Source organism: Oceanicella actignis, from assembly GCF_900111545.1.
GTDB lineage: Bacteria > Pseudomonadota > Alphaproteobacteria > Rhodobacterales > Rhodobacteraceae > Oceanicella > Oceanicella actignis.
Genome location: NZ_FOHL01000001.1, coordinates 400,266 through 416,307, shown reverse-complemented (window position 1 = coordinate 416,307; position 16,042 = coordinate 400,266). Strand labels below are relative to the sequence as shown.

General features: G+C 71.4%; 16 protein-coding genes and 1 tRNA gene. 9 read left to right on the top strand and 8 right to left on the bottom strand.

Features of this window, described 5'->3' with window-relative positions; genetic code table 11:
* Positions 1 to 224: 224 nt before the first annotated feature.
* The 4 genes from BMW67_RS01920 to BMW67_RS15630 all read right to left on the bottom strand — a co-directional run bounded on the left by BMW67_RS01920 (position 225) and on the right by BMW67_RS15630 (position 3,248).
* Positions 225 to 1,049 carry a hypothetical protein gene (locus BMW67_RS01920; RefSeq protein WP_072748447.1) on the bottom strand — a complete coding sequence of 275 codons (825 nt, stop codon included), beginning with the start codon at positions 1,047 to 1,049 and terminating at the stop codon, positions 225 to 227.
* Positions 1,050 to 1,576: 527 nt separating this feature from the next.
* The gene (locus tag BMW67_RS15635) at positions 1,577 to 1,732 is read right to left on the bottom strand and encodes a hypothetical protein (RefSeq protein WP_177174473.1); all 156 of its coding nucleotides are present in this window, start codon (positions 1,730 to 1,732) and stop codon (positions 1,577 to 1,579) included.
* On the bottom strand, positions 1,732 to 2,976 hold the full coding sequence (locus BMW67_RS01910) for a DNA-methyltransferase (protein WP_072748449.1): 1,245 nt from the start codon (positions 2,974 to 2,976) through the stop codon (positions 1,732 to 1,734). The genes BMW67_RS15635 and BMW67_RS01910 overlap by 1 nt, the downstream gene beginning before the upstream one ends.
* Entirely contained in the window at positions 2,973 to 3,248 is a 276-nt protein-coding gene (locus BMW67_RS15630) for a hypothetical protein (protein WP_177174472.1), read from the bottom strand. The genes BMW67_RS01910 and BMW67_RS15630 overlap by 4 nt, the downstream gene beginning before the upstream one ends.
* Before the next feature lie 555 nt (positions 3,249 to 3,803).
* On the opposite strand from BMW67_RS15630, the gene BMW67_RS01900 reads away from it, so the two are divergent.
* Both BMW67_RS01900 and BMW67_RS15345 read left to right on the top strand, forming a co-directional pair.
* Positions 3,804 to 4,094, top strand: coding sequence for a helix-turn-helix domain-containing protein (locus BMW67_RS01900; RefSeq protein ID WP_072748451.1), 291 nt, complete (start codon positions 3,804 to 3,806; stop codon positions 4,092 to 4,094).
* Between the two features lie 390 nt (positions 4,095 to 4,484).
* The gene (locus BMW67_RS15345) at positions 4,485 to 4,781 is read left to right on the top strand and encodes a helix-turn-helix domain-containing protein (RefSeq protein ID WP_125459069.1); all 297 of its coding nucleotides are present in this window, start codon (positions 4,485 to 4,487) and stop codon (positions 4,779 to 4,781) included.
* A 74-nt stretch (positions 4,782 to 4,855) separates the two neighbouring features.
* Here BMW67_RS15345 and BMW67_RS01885 read toward each other — a convergent pair whose 3' ends face one another.
* The 3 genes from BMW67_RS01885 to BMW67_RS01875 form a co-directional block, all read right to left on the bottom strand.
* The gene (locus BMW67_RS01885; protein ID WP_083581628.1) at positions 4,856 to 6,136 is read right to left on the bottom strand and encodes a DUF6538 domain-containing protein; all 1,281 of its coding nucleotides are present in this window, start codon (positions 6,134 to 6,136) and stop codon (positions 4,856 to 4,858) included.
* A gap of 143 nt (positions 6,137 to 6,279) precedes the next feature.
* Positions 6,280 to 6,354: transfer RNA gene (locus BMW67_RS01880), tRNA-Glu, on the bottom strand.
* A gap of 119 nt (positions 6,355 to 6,473) precedes the next feature.
* Positions 6,474 to 6,857, bottom strand: a complete 384-nt coding sequence (locus BMW67_RS01875) for a DUF6476 family protein (RefSeq protein ID WP_072746931.1) — start codon at positions 6,855 to 6,857, stop codon at positions 6,474 to 6,476.
* On the opposite strand from BMW67_RS01875, the gene BMW67_RS01870 reads away from it, so the two are divergent.
* The 7 genes from BMW67_RS01870 to leuB all read left to right on the top strand — a co-directional run bounded on the left by BMW67_RS01870 (position 6,856) and on the right by leuB (position 14,080).
* Positions 6,856 to 7,947 (top strand): RluA family pseudouridine synthase, encoded by a 1,092-nt coding sequence (locus tag BMW67_RS01870; RefSeq protein WP_072746930.1) that lies wholly within the window; start codon positions 6,856 to 6,858, stop codon positions 7,945 to 7,947. The two genes, BMW67_RS01875 and BMW67_RS01870, sit on opposite strands and share 2 nt — an antisense overlap.
* A gap of 78 nt (positions 7,948 to 8,025) precedes the next feature.
* The gene (gene rpoH / locus BMW67_RS01865; RefSeq protein WP_072746929.1) at positions 8,026 to 8,925 is read left to right on the top strand and encodes an RNA polymerase sigma factor RpoH; all 900 of its coding nucleotides are present in this window, start codon (positions 8,026 to 8,028) and stop codon (positions 8,923 to 8,925) included.
* A gap of 196 nt (positions 8,926 to 9,121) precedes the next feature.
* Complete coding sequence (gene mdh / locus BMW67_RS01860) at positions 9,122 to 10,084, top strand: malate dehydrogenase (RefSeq protein WP_072746928.1); 963 nt, start codon at positions 9,122 to 9,124, stop codon at positions 10,082 to 10,084.
* Positions 10,085 to 10,211: 127 nt separating this feature from the next.
* A complete protein-coding gene (gene leuD, locus BMW67_RS01855; RefSeq protein WP_072746927.1) occupies positions 10,212 to 10,829 on the top strand; it encodes a 3-isopropylmalate dehydratase small subunit in 618 nt (205 codons plus the stop codon).
* Positions 10,830 to 10,892: 63 nt separating this feature from the next.
* Positions 10,893 to 11,666, top strand: a complete 774-nt coding sequence (locus tag BMW67_RS01850) for a hypothetical protein (RefSeq protein WP_125459000.1) — start codon at positions 10,893 to 10,895, stop codon at positions 11,664 to 11,666.
* Positions 11,663 to 12,901 carry an endonuclease/exonuclease/phosphatase family protein gene (locus tag BMW67_RS01845; protein ID WP_072746925.1) on the top strand — a complete coding sequence of 413 codons (1,239 nt, stop codon included), beginning with the start codon at positions 11,663 to 11,665 and terminating at the stop codon, positions 12,899 to 12,901. The genes BMW67_RS01850 and BMW67_RS01845 overlap by 4 nt, the downstream gene beginning before the upstream one ends.
* A 69-nt stretch (positions 12,902 to 12,970) precedes the next feature.
* Complete coding sequence (gene leuB, locus BMW67_RS01840; protein ID WP_072746924.1) at positions 12,971 to 14,080, top strand: 3-isopropylmalate dehydrogenase; 1,110 nt, start codon at positions 12,971 to 12,973, stop codon at positions 14,078 to 14,080.
* A gap of 521 nt (positions 14,081 to 14,601) precedes the next feature.
* On the opposite strand, the gene lpdA is transcribed toward leuB, so the two are convergent.
* Complete coding sequence (lpdA, locus tag BMW67_RS01835) at positions 14,602 to 15,999, bottom strand: dihydrolipoyl dehydrogenase (protein ID WP_072746923.1); 1,398 nt, start codon at positions 15,997 to 15,999, stop codon at positions 14,602 to 14,604.
* Positions 16,000 to 16,042: the final 43 nt, after the last annotated feature.

Sequence of the window (16,042 nt, the reverse complement as noted above, 5' to 3'; positions counted from 1 at the left end):
CCGCGGCGCCGTGGCCTCGCCCGCATCCGCAATCAATGCGGGGGGCGGGGTGTGGCCGTCCGCGCGCATCGCGGCGAGAAGCCGCGCCGCGGCGGCCTTTGCGCAAGCCACATCGGCGCAATGCAGCAGATAGCCGCGCCGCCCGGCGGGAATGTCGCGCCAGAGGCCGGGCCAGCGCCGGCCGAAGGGCGCGCCGGGCGCGCCACAGATGCCGCACCGCCGATTCATCGCCCGCGCCCCGCAGGGCCGGCGCGCAATGCGGGGCCGCGGGCGGGCGCGTTGGCCTCGAACACCGCGCGCGCGAACCCGCGCGGCGTCTCGTTGCGAATGTTTTTTGTCCTGGCGCTGGCGCCGCCCAGCAGCATGAACTGCCGCGACCCGCGCAGCAGGCGCCCGGATTTCGTGCGCCGCTCCAGAACTTCCGGCCTCACCGGGCGCCGGGGCGGCATGACGAAGCCGCCGCCCGCCCAAATTCCGGTTTTCTTGGTGTAGGCGTCCCGCGGCGCGATGTAGCGCGGGAATCGCGGGTGGGAATCATCCGGCGGCAGGTAGCCGCCGAAATCGCAGGGGTCAAAGTAATGGTCGGGCCGCCGCCAAAGCGTGGCCAGGCGCGACACCGGATTTTCAGCGATCCACGGGGCGGCGATGCCCGCCATAAGCCGCTCAACGCCGCGGGCCATCTGCACCGCCTTGGCCTGAAACTGCGGGTCGGCGGCCGCCTTCGCCGCGAAATGCCGTGCGCCGGCCACGGTCAGGTCGGTGCAGGGCGGGAAGCTGAACGCCATTCCGATGGGCGCGCGCTCCATGCCCGCGCGGATCGCGGCCCAATCGTCCGAGCCTGCCGCAAGGTCGGCGCGGGCGTAAACGATGGCGCCGCCGGCGTCGCCCGCATCCTCGATGCGCGCTTGCGTTTCGTGCTGAATGTCGAGGCACCAGCACCACCACCCGGCTTGCGCCCAATCGCGCACCGCGTGCCCGGTGTAGTCGAAGAACGACACCACCAGCCCGCGGCCTTCCGGCGGCGGAATCAAATCGGCGGGGCGGATCATGTCGCGGCGGCCTCGGCCGCGCGGGCCGCGCGCCGGGCGCCCAGGGCGAAGTCGCGGGGGGTGGCGCGGCCCGGCCGCTTCCTTTCCGCGCCCCGCCGGGCGGCTGCGCGCTGCGCCGGCGTCATGTTCGCGGGATCGGCGCCGACGCGACGCGGGCGCGGCGCCGCGGCGCGCGGCGGGCAGTCGATGCCCTCATGGCGAACATCATTTTCAGGCGCGGGGCGCAGATCGGCCGCGGCGCGGCGGCCGGATGGCGTCAGGGCGCAATAGATGACCCCCGGCGCACGGCCCACCGCCTCGATGTGGCCGGCGGCGCGCCATTGCAGGGCGGCGCGCGGGGAGGCCTCGATCAGAACGCGGGGGGCGCATCCTCGCAGCGCGACCACCTGCACAGACTTGGCGCCGCGGGCGACTCGCAGATAGGCCCCAGGCTCCGAAAGGCGCTGATAGAAGCGCCAGGCGTCGCGCCCCATTCCGGGGGTGGTCAATTCGGTGGGCAGCGCGCGGGCGTCGCAATCGCTCATTGGTCAATCCTCCAGGAAGTCAGCCCAGGCCGCGCCGATGGCGAGGGCAAGGGCCATGGCCGGGGCGGCGGCGGGGGTGAGGGCGAGGGGGCCGAGGGCGGCGGCGGCCCACGTCACGGCCGCCGCTTCGGTGACGCGCAGGGGGCGGGGGCGGCGCATCAGAAAAGCCCCAACTGGCCGGGCAATGCGTCGGCCGCCGACTCCCTCGCCTGCGCTTCGGGGTCCAGCGCCGCGATGCGGCGTCGCAGGTGCGGCAGGTAGTCCGACTCGCGCTCGCACAGAACCGCGCGCACGCCCTCGGCGGCCGCGGCCCATCCCGTTGACCCCGACCCCCCGAACGGGTCGAGAATGAGGCCGCCGCGGCGGGTGGTCAGCCGCACCAGCCAACGCATGAGGGCCTGCGGCTTGACGGTCGGGTGATCGCTGCCCCGCCGGTCCGCCTCGCCGGCCTTGGCCGAATAGAAGAACCGCCCCAGGCTGCCGTCCTGGTCGCGCGGGAACGCGGCCAGCGCCTCGGGGGTGCCGTCATGCAGCACATTGGCGGGCCAGCGGCCCAGATCGTGCGGGGCCTTGTCGATCACCGCCGCGGCGCCGTCTGAAAAGAACTTGTTGGCGGCCAGGCCCGTGGCGCGGTGCGGGCGCCAAGGTTCGCCCCCGACGCGCGCGGCGTCGATGTTCAGCGCGCCCGTGCCGGTGGCGAGGCATTGGCGGGCCACGCTGGATTCGCGCAGGGGCTTGCGCGCCAGAACGACGGGTTCGAACGCGGGCTTCAAGGCCGTTCCCCAGCCCTGCCATGCGCGGGCTTCGGGCGTGGCGGGTGCGGTCACTTTCGCCGTTGCACCGGGGGCGTGGCCCCGCATGGCCCGGCCTTGGCCCATGGAATACGCGGCGCGCTCGGAAAGAACCTTCCGCTTGCGCCCCAGGGCCTTGTCAATGCCCTTTGAAACGTCATGCGACTTGGGGAAGCCCGACCCGTAGAGCCAGGCCAACGTGTCGCGCACATCCCAGCCGGCCGCCTCGATGGCAACCGCCATGTGATGCCACGTCCGCGAATGGTTGAATGCCACCAGATGGGCGCCGGGCTTGGCGACGCGCAGCAGCGCCGCCCAGGTTTCGGCGCGAAACGCAATGTCGCCCCCATCCCATTCACGGCCCATGAAGCCGCGCGATGCGCGCTGGAACGCGCCATCGCTGCCATATCCCGCGGCCGCGCCCGCCGCCCCGCTGGCGCCGGGGCCAAACCGCTTGACGATGCTCGCCAGGTGATAGGGCGGATCGGTCACGATCGCGTCGAAGGTGTCGGCGGGGATGGCGGCCACGGACTCCAGGCAATCGCCTTCCAGCAGCGCCACGGGCGGCCCGCCGTCGCGGAAATTCTCGCCAATCCAGGATTCCGGCGTCATGCCCCGCACCCCATGACGGCGCGGGCGGCCTCATAGGCGCGCACGGCCTCGGCCATGGCGTTGGCGCCGAGGCCGGCCACCTGCGCGGCGGAAATCGTCAGATCGCAGCGCGCGCCGGGGCCGTGCGCGGTCCATTCTTCCGCGATCACGCCCGCGCCAACCAGGCGCGCGGCTGCCAGCGCCAGGTCGGCCTCGCGGCGGCCGGTTTCAGCGGCCAGCCGCGCCAGCGGATAGTCGCCGGCGGCCGCGGCCACGGCCGCGAAGATAACCAACAGCTCATCAAGGGAATGCGGGCGCGGGGCGGGCCACGCCAGCGGGGGCGCGGGGGGCGGCGCCGCGGCGGGCGCGGCGGCGAAGCGCGCGGCGGATGCGATGGCGCGCGGGCTGGGGCGCGCGGCGCGGGGCGCGGGGCGTCCGCGCCGCGGGTCGCGCTGGGGTTGCGGCTGGGGGCATTGCATGGCGGCTCTCCTGCTCGGTGGACATGCCCCAAGCGATGCCGGATGCGCCGCGCGGCGAACATCGCAATTCATTGGCGCGGGGTGTCGCGCCGATGGCGGCGGGTGGGCGCGGGCGCGCAATCCGCGGGTGTCAATTGACGCGGCGCGCGCTCATTTCGCCAAGGGTGTGCGCTTGCTTGGCGCTTATGGTGAAAAACGTCCACAAGGCGAAATTATGCCGTCACTTAATGGCGATGCGCGCGGGTAGGCGGGCAACTTGCGGTTGACAGTTGGTTAACATGCGGCGTTATAGTGCCGTCGCCCGCCACGAAATGCGGGATCAAATGACACCGCGTCGCATACGCATCAACGCTCGGAAAGCGATACCAAATGTTGAATGTTACCAGCCCCGCCACCGCCGAAGCCGCCCAGGAGAACGCCGCGCACACCCAGCTTGCGCGCCGGCGCGAAGATGGCGGGCGCGTGTTCATCCTTGTGGACATTACGGGCGCAACGCTTCCGCAGGTTGCAAAGGCGGTGGAGGGCGAATACGTCGCGCAGCAGTTGGAAGATACCGGCGGCAACCGCAAGCAGGCGGCGCGGCGCGCCGGCCTTGAATACCGCACTTTTCTTAATCGCCTGCGCAACATCAACATTCGGTTCTCGGCGGTGGTCGAATGACCCGCGCCGGCGACAGGCGCACCGCGGCGCGCCGCGCGCCCTCGCGGGCGCCGGGCGATGGCCGCCGGCGGCGCGCCGCGCCGACTCTGGCCGACGCGGAACACGCGGTGCGGGTGGCGGCGACTCTGGCCGCGGCCTATCCGGGCGCCGGGTTCGATGCGGTCTTTGAAGTCGCGGAAGCCGCCCTTGCGCGCGCGCGCGCGCGCGCCGCCGCTCAGGATCGCGCCGCCGCGCTGGCCTGGGGGCCGGCCTGAACGGCCGCGCGGGCGGCGCAGCCCGACATTGACGCCGCGGCCACGGGTGACGCCCCGCGGCCGCGGTTGGTCGCGTTTGCTTGTGCGCGGGGGTCCGTTTGGCCTATTGTGGCTCCTCCACCATCCGGGAAGAGCCATGCGACCAAAGGACTTGAAGCGCCTTCGCGAAGATGTTTTTCGCGAATCTCGCCGGGAATTCGCCATCAGAACGGGGGTTTCCGAGGCCAGCCTGGGCCGCTATGAGCGCGGAGAAATGCCGATCCCGCCCTGGCTTGGCATGGTTTGCGCCGCTGCGGTGTTCAACCTGCCGCCCTTCGGGGTGTTCCCGCTCGAACTCGCGGCGGAACTGCGGCGCATCTGGACGCTGCCGCCGGAAATGCGACTCGCCGGCTTTAGGGAAGAGGGGGTAATTGAACGGATGCCCGACCCGTAGCGCGCCGCCTCGCGCGACGCGGGGCGGCGGGCGGATGCGCGAAACGGGCCGCCCGATCAAGGCGGCCCGTTCCGTCAAAGCGCAATCTTGGCGATGGCGGCCGCGCGCAGGTCCAGCGGCGGGTCGCCGTATTTCGGCCGGTCGTATTTGTGCCCCATCAATTCGATGCGCAAGCGTTCATCCACGCCGGCGGCCAAAAGCCGATCCTCGAAGGAATGGCGCAGCGAGTAAGGCACATGGGCGGGCGACTCGCGCAGGCCGTTTTCGCGCATGTATTTTCCGGCGGCGGCGGTCCACTTGTTGGCATTCATGAAGTAACGCTTCAAGCCGCCGCGCGCCACGATGCGGCGGGCGGCGTCCAGCGACACCCCCAACAGCGGCACGTCGCGGGCGCTTTGATCGTTTTTCAGGGGGTGGCCGTCGCGCGGGCGGATTCGCAGGTGCGGGATTGCGTCGCCCACCCTGAACTCTTCGCGCAGGGCGCCCACGATTTCGTCGGGGCGCGCGCCGGTGTTCACCATCACCAGCAGCACGTCGCGCGCTTCCTCGTTCAGCCCATCCAGCGCGCCGGGGGCAAGGATTCGATTGCGAATCCATCCGATGGAAAACGGGGGGCGCTTGTTCTCATTCTTCACCTTGAAGCGCAGCCCCGAGAATGGCGACTTCAAGCCCAGGTTGTGCAGGTCGCTGACGGTCTGGAACACGTCATCAATATGCGAGAACGACTTGTTGGCCGAGTCCAGGTCGAGGCCCCGCTTTGCGCAACGCTCCTGCCACCATGCGCGAAAGGCCATTGCATCCTCGCGGGTGATTTCCGCCATATCCTTGTCGCCCACGGCCGCCACGAAATACTCCACGGCGCGCTCGCGCGTGCGGCGCCACAAGGCGGCCTTGCGTTCCGACTTGCCCAGCACGCGCTCCGGGGTGGCCTTGAAGAATTCGGCCAGGGCTTCGGTCATGGTGAAGCTGGGCGCGTCCACCAGGCCCAGCATCGCGGCGGCCTCTTCTCGCGGTGCGACATGGCCCGGCCCGGCGAGACGTTCCAGCCGGGCGAACAACTCGGCCAGCATCTCGGGGCGGGCCAGGTCCGCAAAGGGTCGGTATTCATAGCCGCGGGATTCGCACAGCCTGCGGGCGGCCTCCCATCTGGCGGCGGCGTCCTGGGCGCGGCCGGCGGCGAGGGCTTCCCAATACGCCATGATCTCGGCCTCCACGGCCGGGGCGCGGGCCAGCGCCTCGCGGCGCGAGTCGGTGTGCAGGCAACGGGTGATTTTCTGGCGCGGGTCCACATGCGCGAATCGCTTCGGAACCCGTTTGACGAAGTAATATCTGCCCCTGTCGCAATAGATTCCCACCGCCGCCTCCCTGGGCGCTCGCGCGCGAAATGTTCCGGGAAATGTTCCGGGATTTCCGGGGGCCGCGTCAAGCCGCCTTGCGGCGGATTTCCTGAAAACCTTTTATTTTCAGGCGCTTGCGGCTTTTGGGGTGGGTGATTGCTTGGCGTCCCCTAGGGGAATCGAACCCCTGTTTCCACCGTGAGAGGGTGGCGTCCTAACCGCTAGACGAAGGGGACGCAGGCCCGACGTGCGGTGTGGCGCGCTATTTAGAGGGGGCTTGCGCGCTTGTCAAGCGGCTGTTGCGCGTGGCCGCGGCGGCTTTCGGCCAGGCGCCCCCGCGCCCGGCCGCAGGCCGTCAGTCGCCGGCGCGCGCATCCTGCGGCGGCGCGCGGCGCACCGGCACGCGATAGAGCTCGCGGCCGTCCTCGCGCGACAGGCCCAGCAGCCATTCGGCGCCGTCGGGCATGCGCGTCAACACCATGATCGCGGCGGCGTCTCCGCCCAGCGCCAGGGGCTCTGCGCCCTCGGGCAGAACCAGCGATTCGGCCCGCACCGGCGCCGGCGCGCCGGCGGGCGCGGCGCGCGTCAGCCGCCAGGCGATCGTCGCCGCGATCAGCGCCATGCCCAGCGCCAGCACCAGCATCAGCCCCATCACCGCGCGGCGCAGCGCCTTGATGCGGGGCGGTTCGGGGAATTCCTCCTCCTCCTCGAGCGGATCTCGCGCTAGGTTCCGGGTCATGACGCATCCTTCCACGAACGACGACGGGGCGGTGACCCTCGTCATACCCGAATCCATGGCCGGCGAAAGGCTGGACAAGGCGCTGGCCGCCCTGGCGCCGGCGGGGGCGGGGCTGTCGCGCTCGCGCATCCAGGCGCTGATCGAGGCGGGCGCCGTGCGCGGCCCCGACGGCGCGGCCGCGGCGCCGCGCGCGCGCGCGCAGGCGGGGCAGGCCTGGCGCGTCGCGCCGCCGCCGCCGGCGCCCGCCGCGCCCGCGCCCGAGGCCATTCCCCTGCGGGTGCTTTACGAGGACGACGCGCTGATCGTGATCGACAAGCCGCCGGGCATGGTCGTGCATCCCGCGCCGGGGGCCGAATCGGGCACGCTGGTCAATGCGCTCATCGCCCATTGCGGCGAATCGCTTTCGGGCGTCGGGGGCGAGCGGCGGCCGGGCATCGTGCACCGGATCGACAAGGACACTTCGGGCGTGCTGGTGGCGGCCAAGACGGACGCCGCCCATCAGGGCCTGGCCGCGCAGTTCGCCGCCCATGATCTCGAGCGCAGCTACCTTGCGGTGTGCTGGGGCGCGCCGCATCCGGGCGATCCGCGGCTGCGCGGCCTGCCGGGGCTGAGCGTCGAGCCCGGCGGGTGGATGCGCCTCGAGACGCAGATCGACCGTCACCGCGCCGACCGCAAGCGGATGGCGGTGTGCGCCTCGGGCGGGCGGCGGGCGGTGACGCGATTCCGCGCGACGGAAATCTTCGGCCCGCGCGTTCAAGAGGGTGTCGGCGGCGCGGCGGCGCTGATCGAGTGCCGGCTCGAGACCGGGCGCACGCACCAGATCCGGGTGCATCTGAGCCATTGCGGCCATCCGCTGGTGGGCGATCCGGTCTATGGACGCGCCCGCCCCGTGCGCCGCGGCGCGCTGGAGCAGGCGGCGGCCGAGGCCCTGGCCGCGTTCCCGCGCCAGGCGCTGCACGCGGCGACGCTGGGCTTTCGACACCCGATCACCGGGCGCGAGCTGCGCTTCTCGGCGCCGCCGCCGCCGGACATGGCCGCGCTGATCGCGGCGCTGCGCGGCGGCGCGCCGGGGCCGGAGGCGGAAGATTGATCGCCCCCAAGGGCTTGCGCCCGCGCCGCGCGCCAACCATATGACCACGCCGGCCGCGCGTCGGCGACAAGGAGGGACATGATGAGCTACGCGAAACTTCCCGCCCCCTCTCCGGAGCAGGGCCTGAGCCGGTATCTGCAGGAGATCCGGAAGTTCCCGATGCTCGAGCCCGAAGAGGAATACATGCTCGCCAAGGCATGGGCGGACCATGGCGACACCGAGGCGGCGCACAAGCTGGTGACCTCGCATCTGCGCCTGGCGGCCAAGATCGCCATGGGCTACCGCGGCTACGGCCTGCCGGTGGCCGAGGTGATCTCGGAGGCCAATGTGGGGCTGATGCAGGCGGTCAAGCGCTTCGATCCCGACAAGGGCTTTCGCCTGGCCACCTACGCCATGTGGTGGATCCGCGCCGCGATCCAGGAATACATCCTGCGCTCTTGGTCGCTGGTGAAGATGGGCACCACCGCCGCGCAGAAGAAGCTGTTCTTCAACCTGCGCAAGGCCAAGGGCCGCATCGGCGCGCTCGAGGACGGCGACCTGCGGCCCGAGAACGTCAAGGAGATCGCGCAGAAGCTGGGCGTGACCGAGGACGAGGTGATCTCGATGAACCGGCGCATGGCCGGCGGCGACGCCTCGCTCAACGCGCCGATCAAGTCCGACGGCGACGGCGCGGCCGAGTGGCAGGACTGGCTGGCCGACGAGGACGCCGACCAGGCCGAGGCCTATGCCGAGCGCGACGAGCTGGAGGCGCGCCGCGCCCTGCTGCTCGAGGCCATGCAGGACCTGAACGAGCGCGAGCGCCACATCCTGACCGAGCGCCGCCTCAAGGACGACCCCGTCACGCTCGAGGATCTGGCCAAGGTCTACGGCGTCAGCCGCGAGCGCGTGCGCCAGATCGAGGTCCGCGCCTTCGAGAAGCTGCAAAAGCGCATGCGCGAGCTGGCGGCCGAAAAGGGCCTGGTGCCCGAGGTCGCCTGACCCGGCTCCCGCATCGGATCTCGCGCCGGCCCCCACGTCGGCTCCCGCATCGGGCCGCGCCGCGCGCGCCGAATGCGGCGCGATCGCGGCGCCTTTGCGGCGCGGCCGCGGCGGCGCGCGCCCTTCGCGCTTGCGAAAACGGCCGATTGGCAGTATGCCCCGGGCTCGAAATCCACCAATTGCGGAGAGTGACAAGATGTCCAGAGCCAAGATCGCGCTGATCGGCGCCGGCCAGATCGGGGGCACGCTGGCCCATCTCATCGGCCTCAAGGAGCTGGGCGACGTCGTGCTGTTCGACATCGCCGAGGGCGTGCCGCAGGGCAAGGCGCTCGACATCGCCGAAAGCTCGCCCGTCGACGGCTTCGACGCCGCCTTCAAGGGCGCGAACGACTATGCCGCCATCGCCGGCGCGGATGTGTGCATCGTCACCGCCGGCGTGCCGCGCAAGCCGGGCATGAGCCGCGACGACCTGCTGGGCATCAACCTCAAGGTCATGAAGGCGGTGGGCGAGGGCATCAAGGCCCACGCGCCGAACGCCTTCGTCATCTGCATCACCAACCCGCTCGACGCCATGGTGTGGGCGCTGCGCGAGTTCTCGGGCCTGCCGCACGAGAAGGTTTGCGGCATGGCCGGCGTGCTCGACTCGGCGCGCTTCCGCTACTTCCTGGCCGAGGAGTTCGGCGTCTCGGTCAAGGACGTCACCGCCTTCGTGCTGGGCGGCCATGGCGACACCATGGTGCCGCTGACGCGCTACTCGACCGTGGCGGGCATTCCGCTGCCCGACCTGGTGGAAATGGGCTGGACCACGCGCGAGAAGCTCGACGCCATCGTCCAGCGCACCCGCGACGGCGGCGCCGAGATCGTCGGCCTGCTCAAGACCGGCTCGGCCTTCTACGCGCCGGCCGCCTCGGCGGTGGCCATGGCCGAGGCCTATCTGAAGGATCAGAAGCGCGTGCTGCCCTGCGCGGCCCATGTGGACGGCCCCTACGGCCTCGACGGCATCTATGTGGGCGTGCCCACGGTGATCGGCGCCGGCGGCATCGAGAAGATCGTCGAGATCAAGCTCAACAAGGAAGAGCAGGCCATGCTGGACAAGTCCGTTGACGCCGTCCGCGGCCTGGTCGCGGCCTGCAAGTCGATCGAGCCTTCGCTGGCCTGAGACGCGCCCCCGCGGCCGCGTCGCAAGGCCCCGCGCGCCGCGCGGGGCCTTCGCCATGTCCGCCCGGCGCCTTGCGCGCGGCGCGGCCGCATGATTTACCGGAAGTTGAAATCCAACGGAGCCGCCCATGGAAAAGTTCGTCAAGCTGACCGGCGTCGCAGCGCCGCTGCCGCTGATCAATGTCGACACCGACATGATCATCCCCAAGCAGTTCCTCAAGACCATCAAGCGCACGGGGCTGGGCAAGCACCTGTTCGACGAGATGCGTTACGACGAGAACGGCCGCGAGATCCCCGATTTCGTCCTCAACCAGCCCGCCTATCGCGAGGCGAAGATCCTGGTGACGGGCGAGAATTTCGGCTGCGGCTCGTCGCGCGAGCATGCGCCCTGGGCGATCGCCGATTTCGGCATCCGCTGCATCATCGCCCCCAGCTTCGCCGACATCTTCTACAACAACTGCTTCAAGAACGGCATCCTGCCCGTCGTCCTGCCGCAGGAGGACGTGGACAAGCTGATGGACGACGCCCGCCGCGGCGCCAACGCCGTGGTCACCGTGGATCTCGAGTCGCAGACCATCACCGGCCCCGACGGCGGCGAGATCCGCTTCGACATCGATCCGTTCCGCAAGCACTGCCTGCTCAACGGTCTGGACGACATCGGCCTGACCATGGCCAAGGTGGACCGCATCGACGCCTACGAGGCGCGCATGGCCGCCGAGCGCCCCTGGCTGCGCGCGGCGAGCTGATCATGCCTGCGGGCGCCGCAACTCCGGGATGAGGAGGGCGCGATGAGAAGGCTGCCCGGAGCCTTGATCCGTGCGCTTCTCGTCGCGCTCGTCATCGCGGCGCCCTCTCTTCTGATTCCCGGCGCATCGGCCAGCGCCCGCGAGGTCAGCGCCATCATCGGCCTCATCGCGGGCGCCTTCGTCATGTTCGAATATGGCGCGCCGAATCCGGGGCTGGTCGATTTCCGCTTCGCGCCGCCCTACAACCGCGCGCGCTTCGCGGTGTTCTCGGCCGCGCTGCTGCTGCTGACCTTCTATGCGCGCGCGCTGGCGGGGGTGGACTCGTTCTCGCCCGAGCTGGCGCGGCTGGCGCTGCGGCTGGGCGCCTTGCTGGACTTTCCGCTCAGCCCGGTGCGCCTGGCGGTCGAGCTGCTGGCCGATCCCGCCGCGCCGCGGCAGGCCGAAGCGCTGCGCGGCGCGGCGGCGCTGGGCTTCGTGACCGGGGTCATCGGCGCGGCGTTCTTCGGCGCGCTGCTGTGGATCTTTCCCTGGCCCATGGAGCGCGAGACCTTCAATCTGTGGTTCAACATGCCCACGCTTGAAACCGCCTATGGGCGCGATCTCGAGCGCCGCCTGCTGCGGCTGAGCGTCCTCGTGACGCTGGCCGGGCTGGCCGCGCCCTATCTGATGCTGATCGTGGCCTCCAAGGCGGGCGGCCTGCTGGACCCGGCCGCGCTGCGCGAGCCGCTGGCGCTGGTCTGGGCCGCGGCGCTGTGGGGCGCGGCGCCGCCGCTGACGGTGCTGCGCGGCGCGATCATCCTGAAGATCGCGCTTCTGGTCCGCAGGGCGCGCGAATGATCGGGCGGCGCGCCTTCGTCGCCGGCGCCGCCCTGGCCGCGGCGTGCCGACTTGCCGCCTTGCCCGCGGCCGCGGCGGCCGAGCAGGCGGGCGCGTGGCCGCCGCCGCCCGCCGCGGGGGCCATCCGCGTGGCGACGTTCAACGCCTCGCTCTCGCGGCGCGGGCCGGGGCTGGCGTGGAAGGCGATCGCCCAGGGGCGCGATCCCCAGCCGCGCGCCGTGGCCGAGATCATTCGCCGCGTGCGCCCCGACATCCTGCTCATCAACGAGCTGGATCACGACCCCGAGGGCCTGGCCCTGCGCGCGCTGGCCGATGTCTTGCGCAGGCCGGCCGACGGGCTGCCGGGCGTGGACTATCCGCACCTGTTCTCGGCCCCCGTCAATGCGGGCGAGCCCTCGGGCCTTGACCTTGACGGCGACGGCGTCGCGACGGGGCCGGGCGACGCCTTCGGCTGGGGCGCCTTCCCCGGCCAGTATGGCATGGCGCTGCTCAGCCGCTTTCCCATCGACGCGGCGCGCGCGCGCAGCTTTCGGCTGCTGAAATGGGCGCAGATGCCCGACTCGCTCTTGCCGGTCGCGCATTACGGTCCGGCGGCGCCGGCGCTGCGGCTGTCCTCGAAGTCGCATTGGGACGTGCCGGCGATGCTGCCCGGCGGCGTCGAGCTGCGGATCCTGGCCAGCCACTCCACGCCGCCGGTCTTCGACGGGCCCGAGGACCGCAACGGCCGCCGCAATCACGACGAGATCCGCTTCTGGCTCGACTACCTGGCCGGCGCCGACTGGATCGTCGACGATGCGGGCGTCGCGGGGGGGCTGCCGGCGGGCGCGGCCTTCGTCATCATGGGCGATCTCAACGCCGATCCCCAGGACGGCGAGGCGCGGCGCGAGGCCATCCGGGCGCTCCTGGCCTCGCCGCTGGTGCAGGACCCGCGCCCCGCCAGCCCCGGCGCGGCCGCGGCCGCCGCCGCGCAGGGGGGCGAGAACGCGCGCCACCGGGGCGATCCGGCCCTCGACACCGCCGATTGGCGCGACAAGGGCGGGCCGGGCAACCTGCGCGTGGACTATGTGCTGCCGGCGGCGGGGCTGCGGGTTGCGGGGGCGGGGGTGTTCTGGCCCGCGCCGCACGATCCGCTGGCGCGGCTGGTCAAGGGCGGACGGCGCCCGGCCAGCTCGGACCACCGCCTTGTGTGGGTCGATCTGCTCGCGCCCGGCGCCGGCGCGTCGCCGCGGCCCTGAGCGGGCGCCTTGACCGCGGGCCGCTTGGGGGCTACGCGCTGGGCGGAACGCAATTTCAGGGAGCGCGACATGTCCAACCCCTCACTTCTGATCCTGCCCGGCGACGGCATCGGCCCCGAGGTCATGGCCGAGGTGCGCAAGGTCATCGACTGGTTCGGCGCCAAGCGGGGCATCGTCTTCGACGTCGAGGAGGATCTGGTGGGCGGCGCGGCCTATGACGCCCACGGCACGCCCCTGACGGACGAGACCATGGCCAAGGCGCAGTCCGTGGACGCGGTGCTGCTGGGCGCGGTGGGCGGCCCGAAATACGATTCGCTGGACTTTTCGGTGAAGCCCGAGCGCGGCCTGCTGCGCCTGCGCAAGGAGATGGACCTTTACGCCAACCTGCGCCCGGCGCAGTGCTTCGACGCGCTGGCCGATTTCTCGTCCCTCAAGCCCGAGATCGTCGCGGGCCTCGACATCATGATCGTGCGCGAGCTGACCTCGGGCATCTATTTCGGCGAGCCGCGCGGGATCCAGACGCTGCCCGACGGCTCGCGCGTCGGCATCAACACCCAGCGCTACACCACCGAAGAGATCCGGCGCGTGGCGCGCTCGGCCTTCGAGCTGGCGCGCCGGCGCAACAACCGGGTCTGCTCGATGGAGAAGGCCAACGTCATGGAGTCGGGCATTCTCTGGCGCGAAGAGGTCCAGTGGGTGCACGACAACGAATACCCGGACGTCGAGCTGAGCCACATGTATGCCGACGCCGGCGCCATGCAGCTGGTGCGCTGGCCCAAGCAGTTCGACGTGATCGTGACCGACAACCTGTTCGGCGACATCCTGTCCGACTGCGCCGCCATGCTGACCGGCTCGCTGGGGATGCTGCCCTCGGCCAGCCTGGGGGCGCCCATGGCCAACGGCCGGCCCAAGGCGCTGTATGAGCCGGTGCATGGCTCGGCGCCCGACATCGCCGGCCAGGGCAAGGCCAATCCCTGCGCCTGCATCCTCAGCTTCGCCATGGCGCTGCGCTACTCGTTCGATCTGGGCGAGGAGGCCACGCGGCTGGAAAAGGCGGTCCAGAATGTTCTGGACGACGGCGTGCGCACCGCCGACCTGATGCAGAAAGAGGGCGGAACGCCCGCCAGCACCTCGCAGATGGGCGACGCCATCGTGGCGGCGCTGGACGCCTCGCTCTGACCCGCCGCCAGCCCCGCCCTGACGCGCCCGCCGGCCCCGCGCCGGCGGGCGTTTCGCATGGCGGCAGGGGCGACAGGGGCGGGGGCCCGGCGCCCGTGCGATGATCGCGCGCCCGCCGAAGATCCGGGGGCGGCGGCCTCGCATCATGCCTGCGCACTGGGCGGCGCCGCTTTCGCCGCCGCTCGCGGCCCGTATCGGCAACGGCCGACGGGTCTGGCCAGGGCCATCGGCGATGGGCCCGCCTCGCCTGAAAACGGCCGGCGCGTCGCGCGCCGCGCCCTGGCGGCGATCGGGGTTTTCGGGTCAGGCGCCCGGCCGAGCTTCCGGCGCGTCGGCCGGCCCGTGCGGGGGGCTGCCGAGCCCGCGCGCCTTCGGGGGCCGCGCGGGTCGGGGCGGTCGTCGCGTGCCCGGGCGCGGGCGATCCCGAGGCCGGGTTCCGTGCCCCTCGGCGCGGCAAGGCCGCAACGACATCGCCCGCCGGCGCGGGACCGGCGGGCGATGGGGCGTCGGCCGCGGCGCGCTCAGGCGTGGATCGCGCCGTCGCCGCAGGCGAGCGCGGCCTCGCGCACCGCTTCCGAGAAGGTCGGGTGCGCGTGGCAGGTGCGGGCCACGTCCTCGGCCGCCGCGCCGAACTCCATCGCGACGCAGATTTCGTGGATCAGGTCGCCCGCCGCCGGGCCGATGATGTGCGCGCCCAGAATGCGGTCGGTCTCGGCGTCGGCCAGAAGCTTGACGAAACCGTCGGTGGCGAAGTTGGCCTTGGCGCGGCCGTTGCCCATGAAGGGGAACTTGCCGACCTTGTAGGCGCGGCCCTCTTCCTTGAGCTGCTCTTCGGTCTTGCCGACGGCGGCGACTTCGGGCGCGGTGTAGATCACCGAGGGGATCACGCCGTAATTCACATGCCCCGCCTTGCCGGCGATGATCTCGGCCACGGCGTAGCCCTCGTCCTCGGCCTTGTGGGCCAGCATCGGCCCGGCGATGACGTCGCCGATCGCATAGCAGCCCTCGAGCGAGGTGCGGAAATGCGAATCCACCGCCACGCGGCCGCGCTCGTCCAGCGCCACGCCCGCTTCCTCAAGCCCCAGCCCGGCGGTGTAGGGCTTGCGCCCCGTGGCCACCAGAACGGCGTCGCAGGCCAGCTCATGCGCGCTGTCGTCCTTGCGCAGCTTGTAGGCGACCTTGACCTCCTTGCCGCTGGCGTCCACCGACTGCACCGCCGCGCCGAGGACGAAGTTCAGACCCTGCTTCTTGAGGATCTTCTGCAGCTGCTTGCAGACCTCGCCATCCATGCCGGGGGTGATCTGGTCAAGATACTCGACCACCGTCACCTCGGCGCCCAGGCGCTTCCAGACCGAGCCGAGCTCGAGCCCGATCACCCCGGCGCCGATCACGACCAGGCGCTTGGGAACCTTGGTCAGCTCCAGCGCGCCGGTCGAGGACAGCACGCGCTTCTCGTCGATCTTGGCGAAGGGCGGGACGGCGACCTCGGAGCCCGTGGCGATGACGATGTTGCGGGCGGACAGCGTCGCGGGCTTGTCGCCGTCGACCGCGACCTGACCCTTGCCGACGATGCGGCCCCAGCCGCGGACGTAGTCGACCTTGTTCTTCTTGAACAGGAACTCGATGCCCTGGGTGTTCGAGGCGACGACGCCGTTCTTGTAGTCGATCATCTTCTTCAGATCGACCGAGACGTCCTTGGCCGCGATGCCCATCCTGGCGAACGAGCTCTGGGCCTCGTGCACCATCTCGGAGGCGTGCAGCAGCGCCTTGGAGGGGATGCACCCGACATTGAGGCAGGTGCCCCCGAGCGCGCCGCGCCCTTCGACGCAGGCGGTCTTGAGGCCCAGCTGCGCCGCGCGGATCGCGCAGACATAGCCGCCCGGGCCGCCGCCGATCACGATGACGTCGTATTCCGACATGAGTTCTCTCCGTTGTGGGCCGGCGGACCGGCCGTCAGGCGAA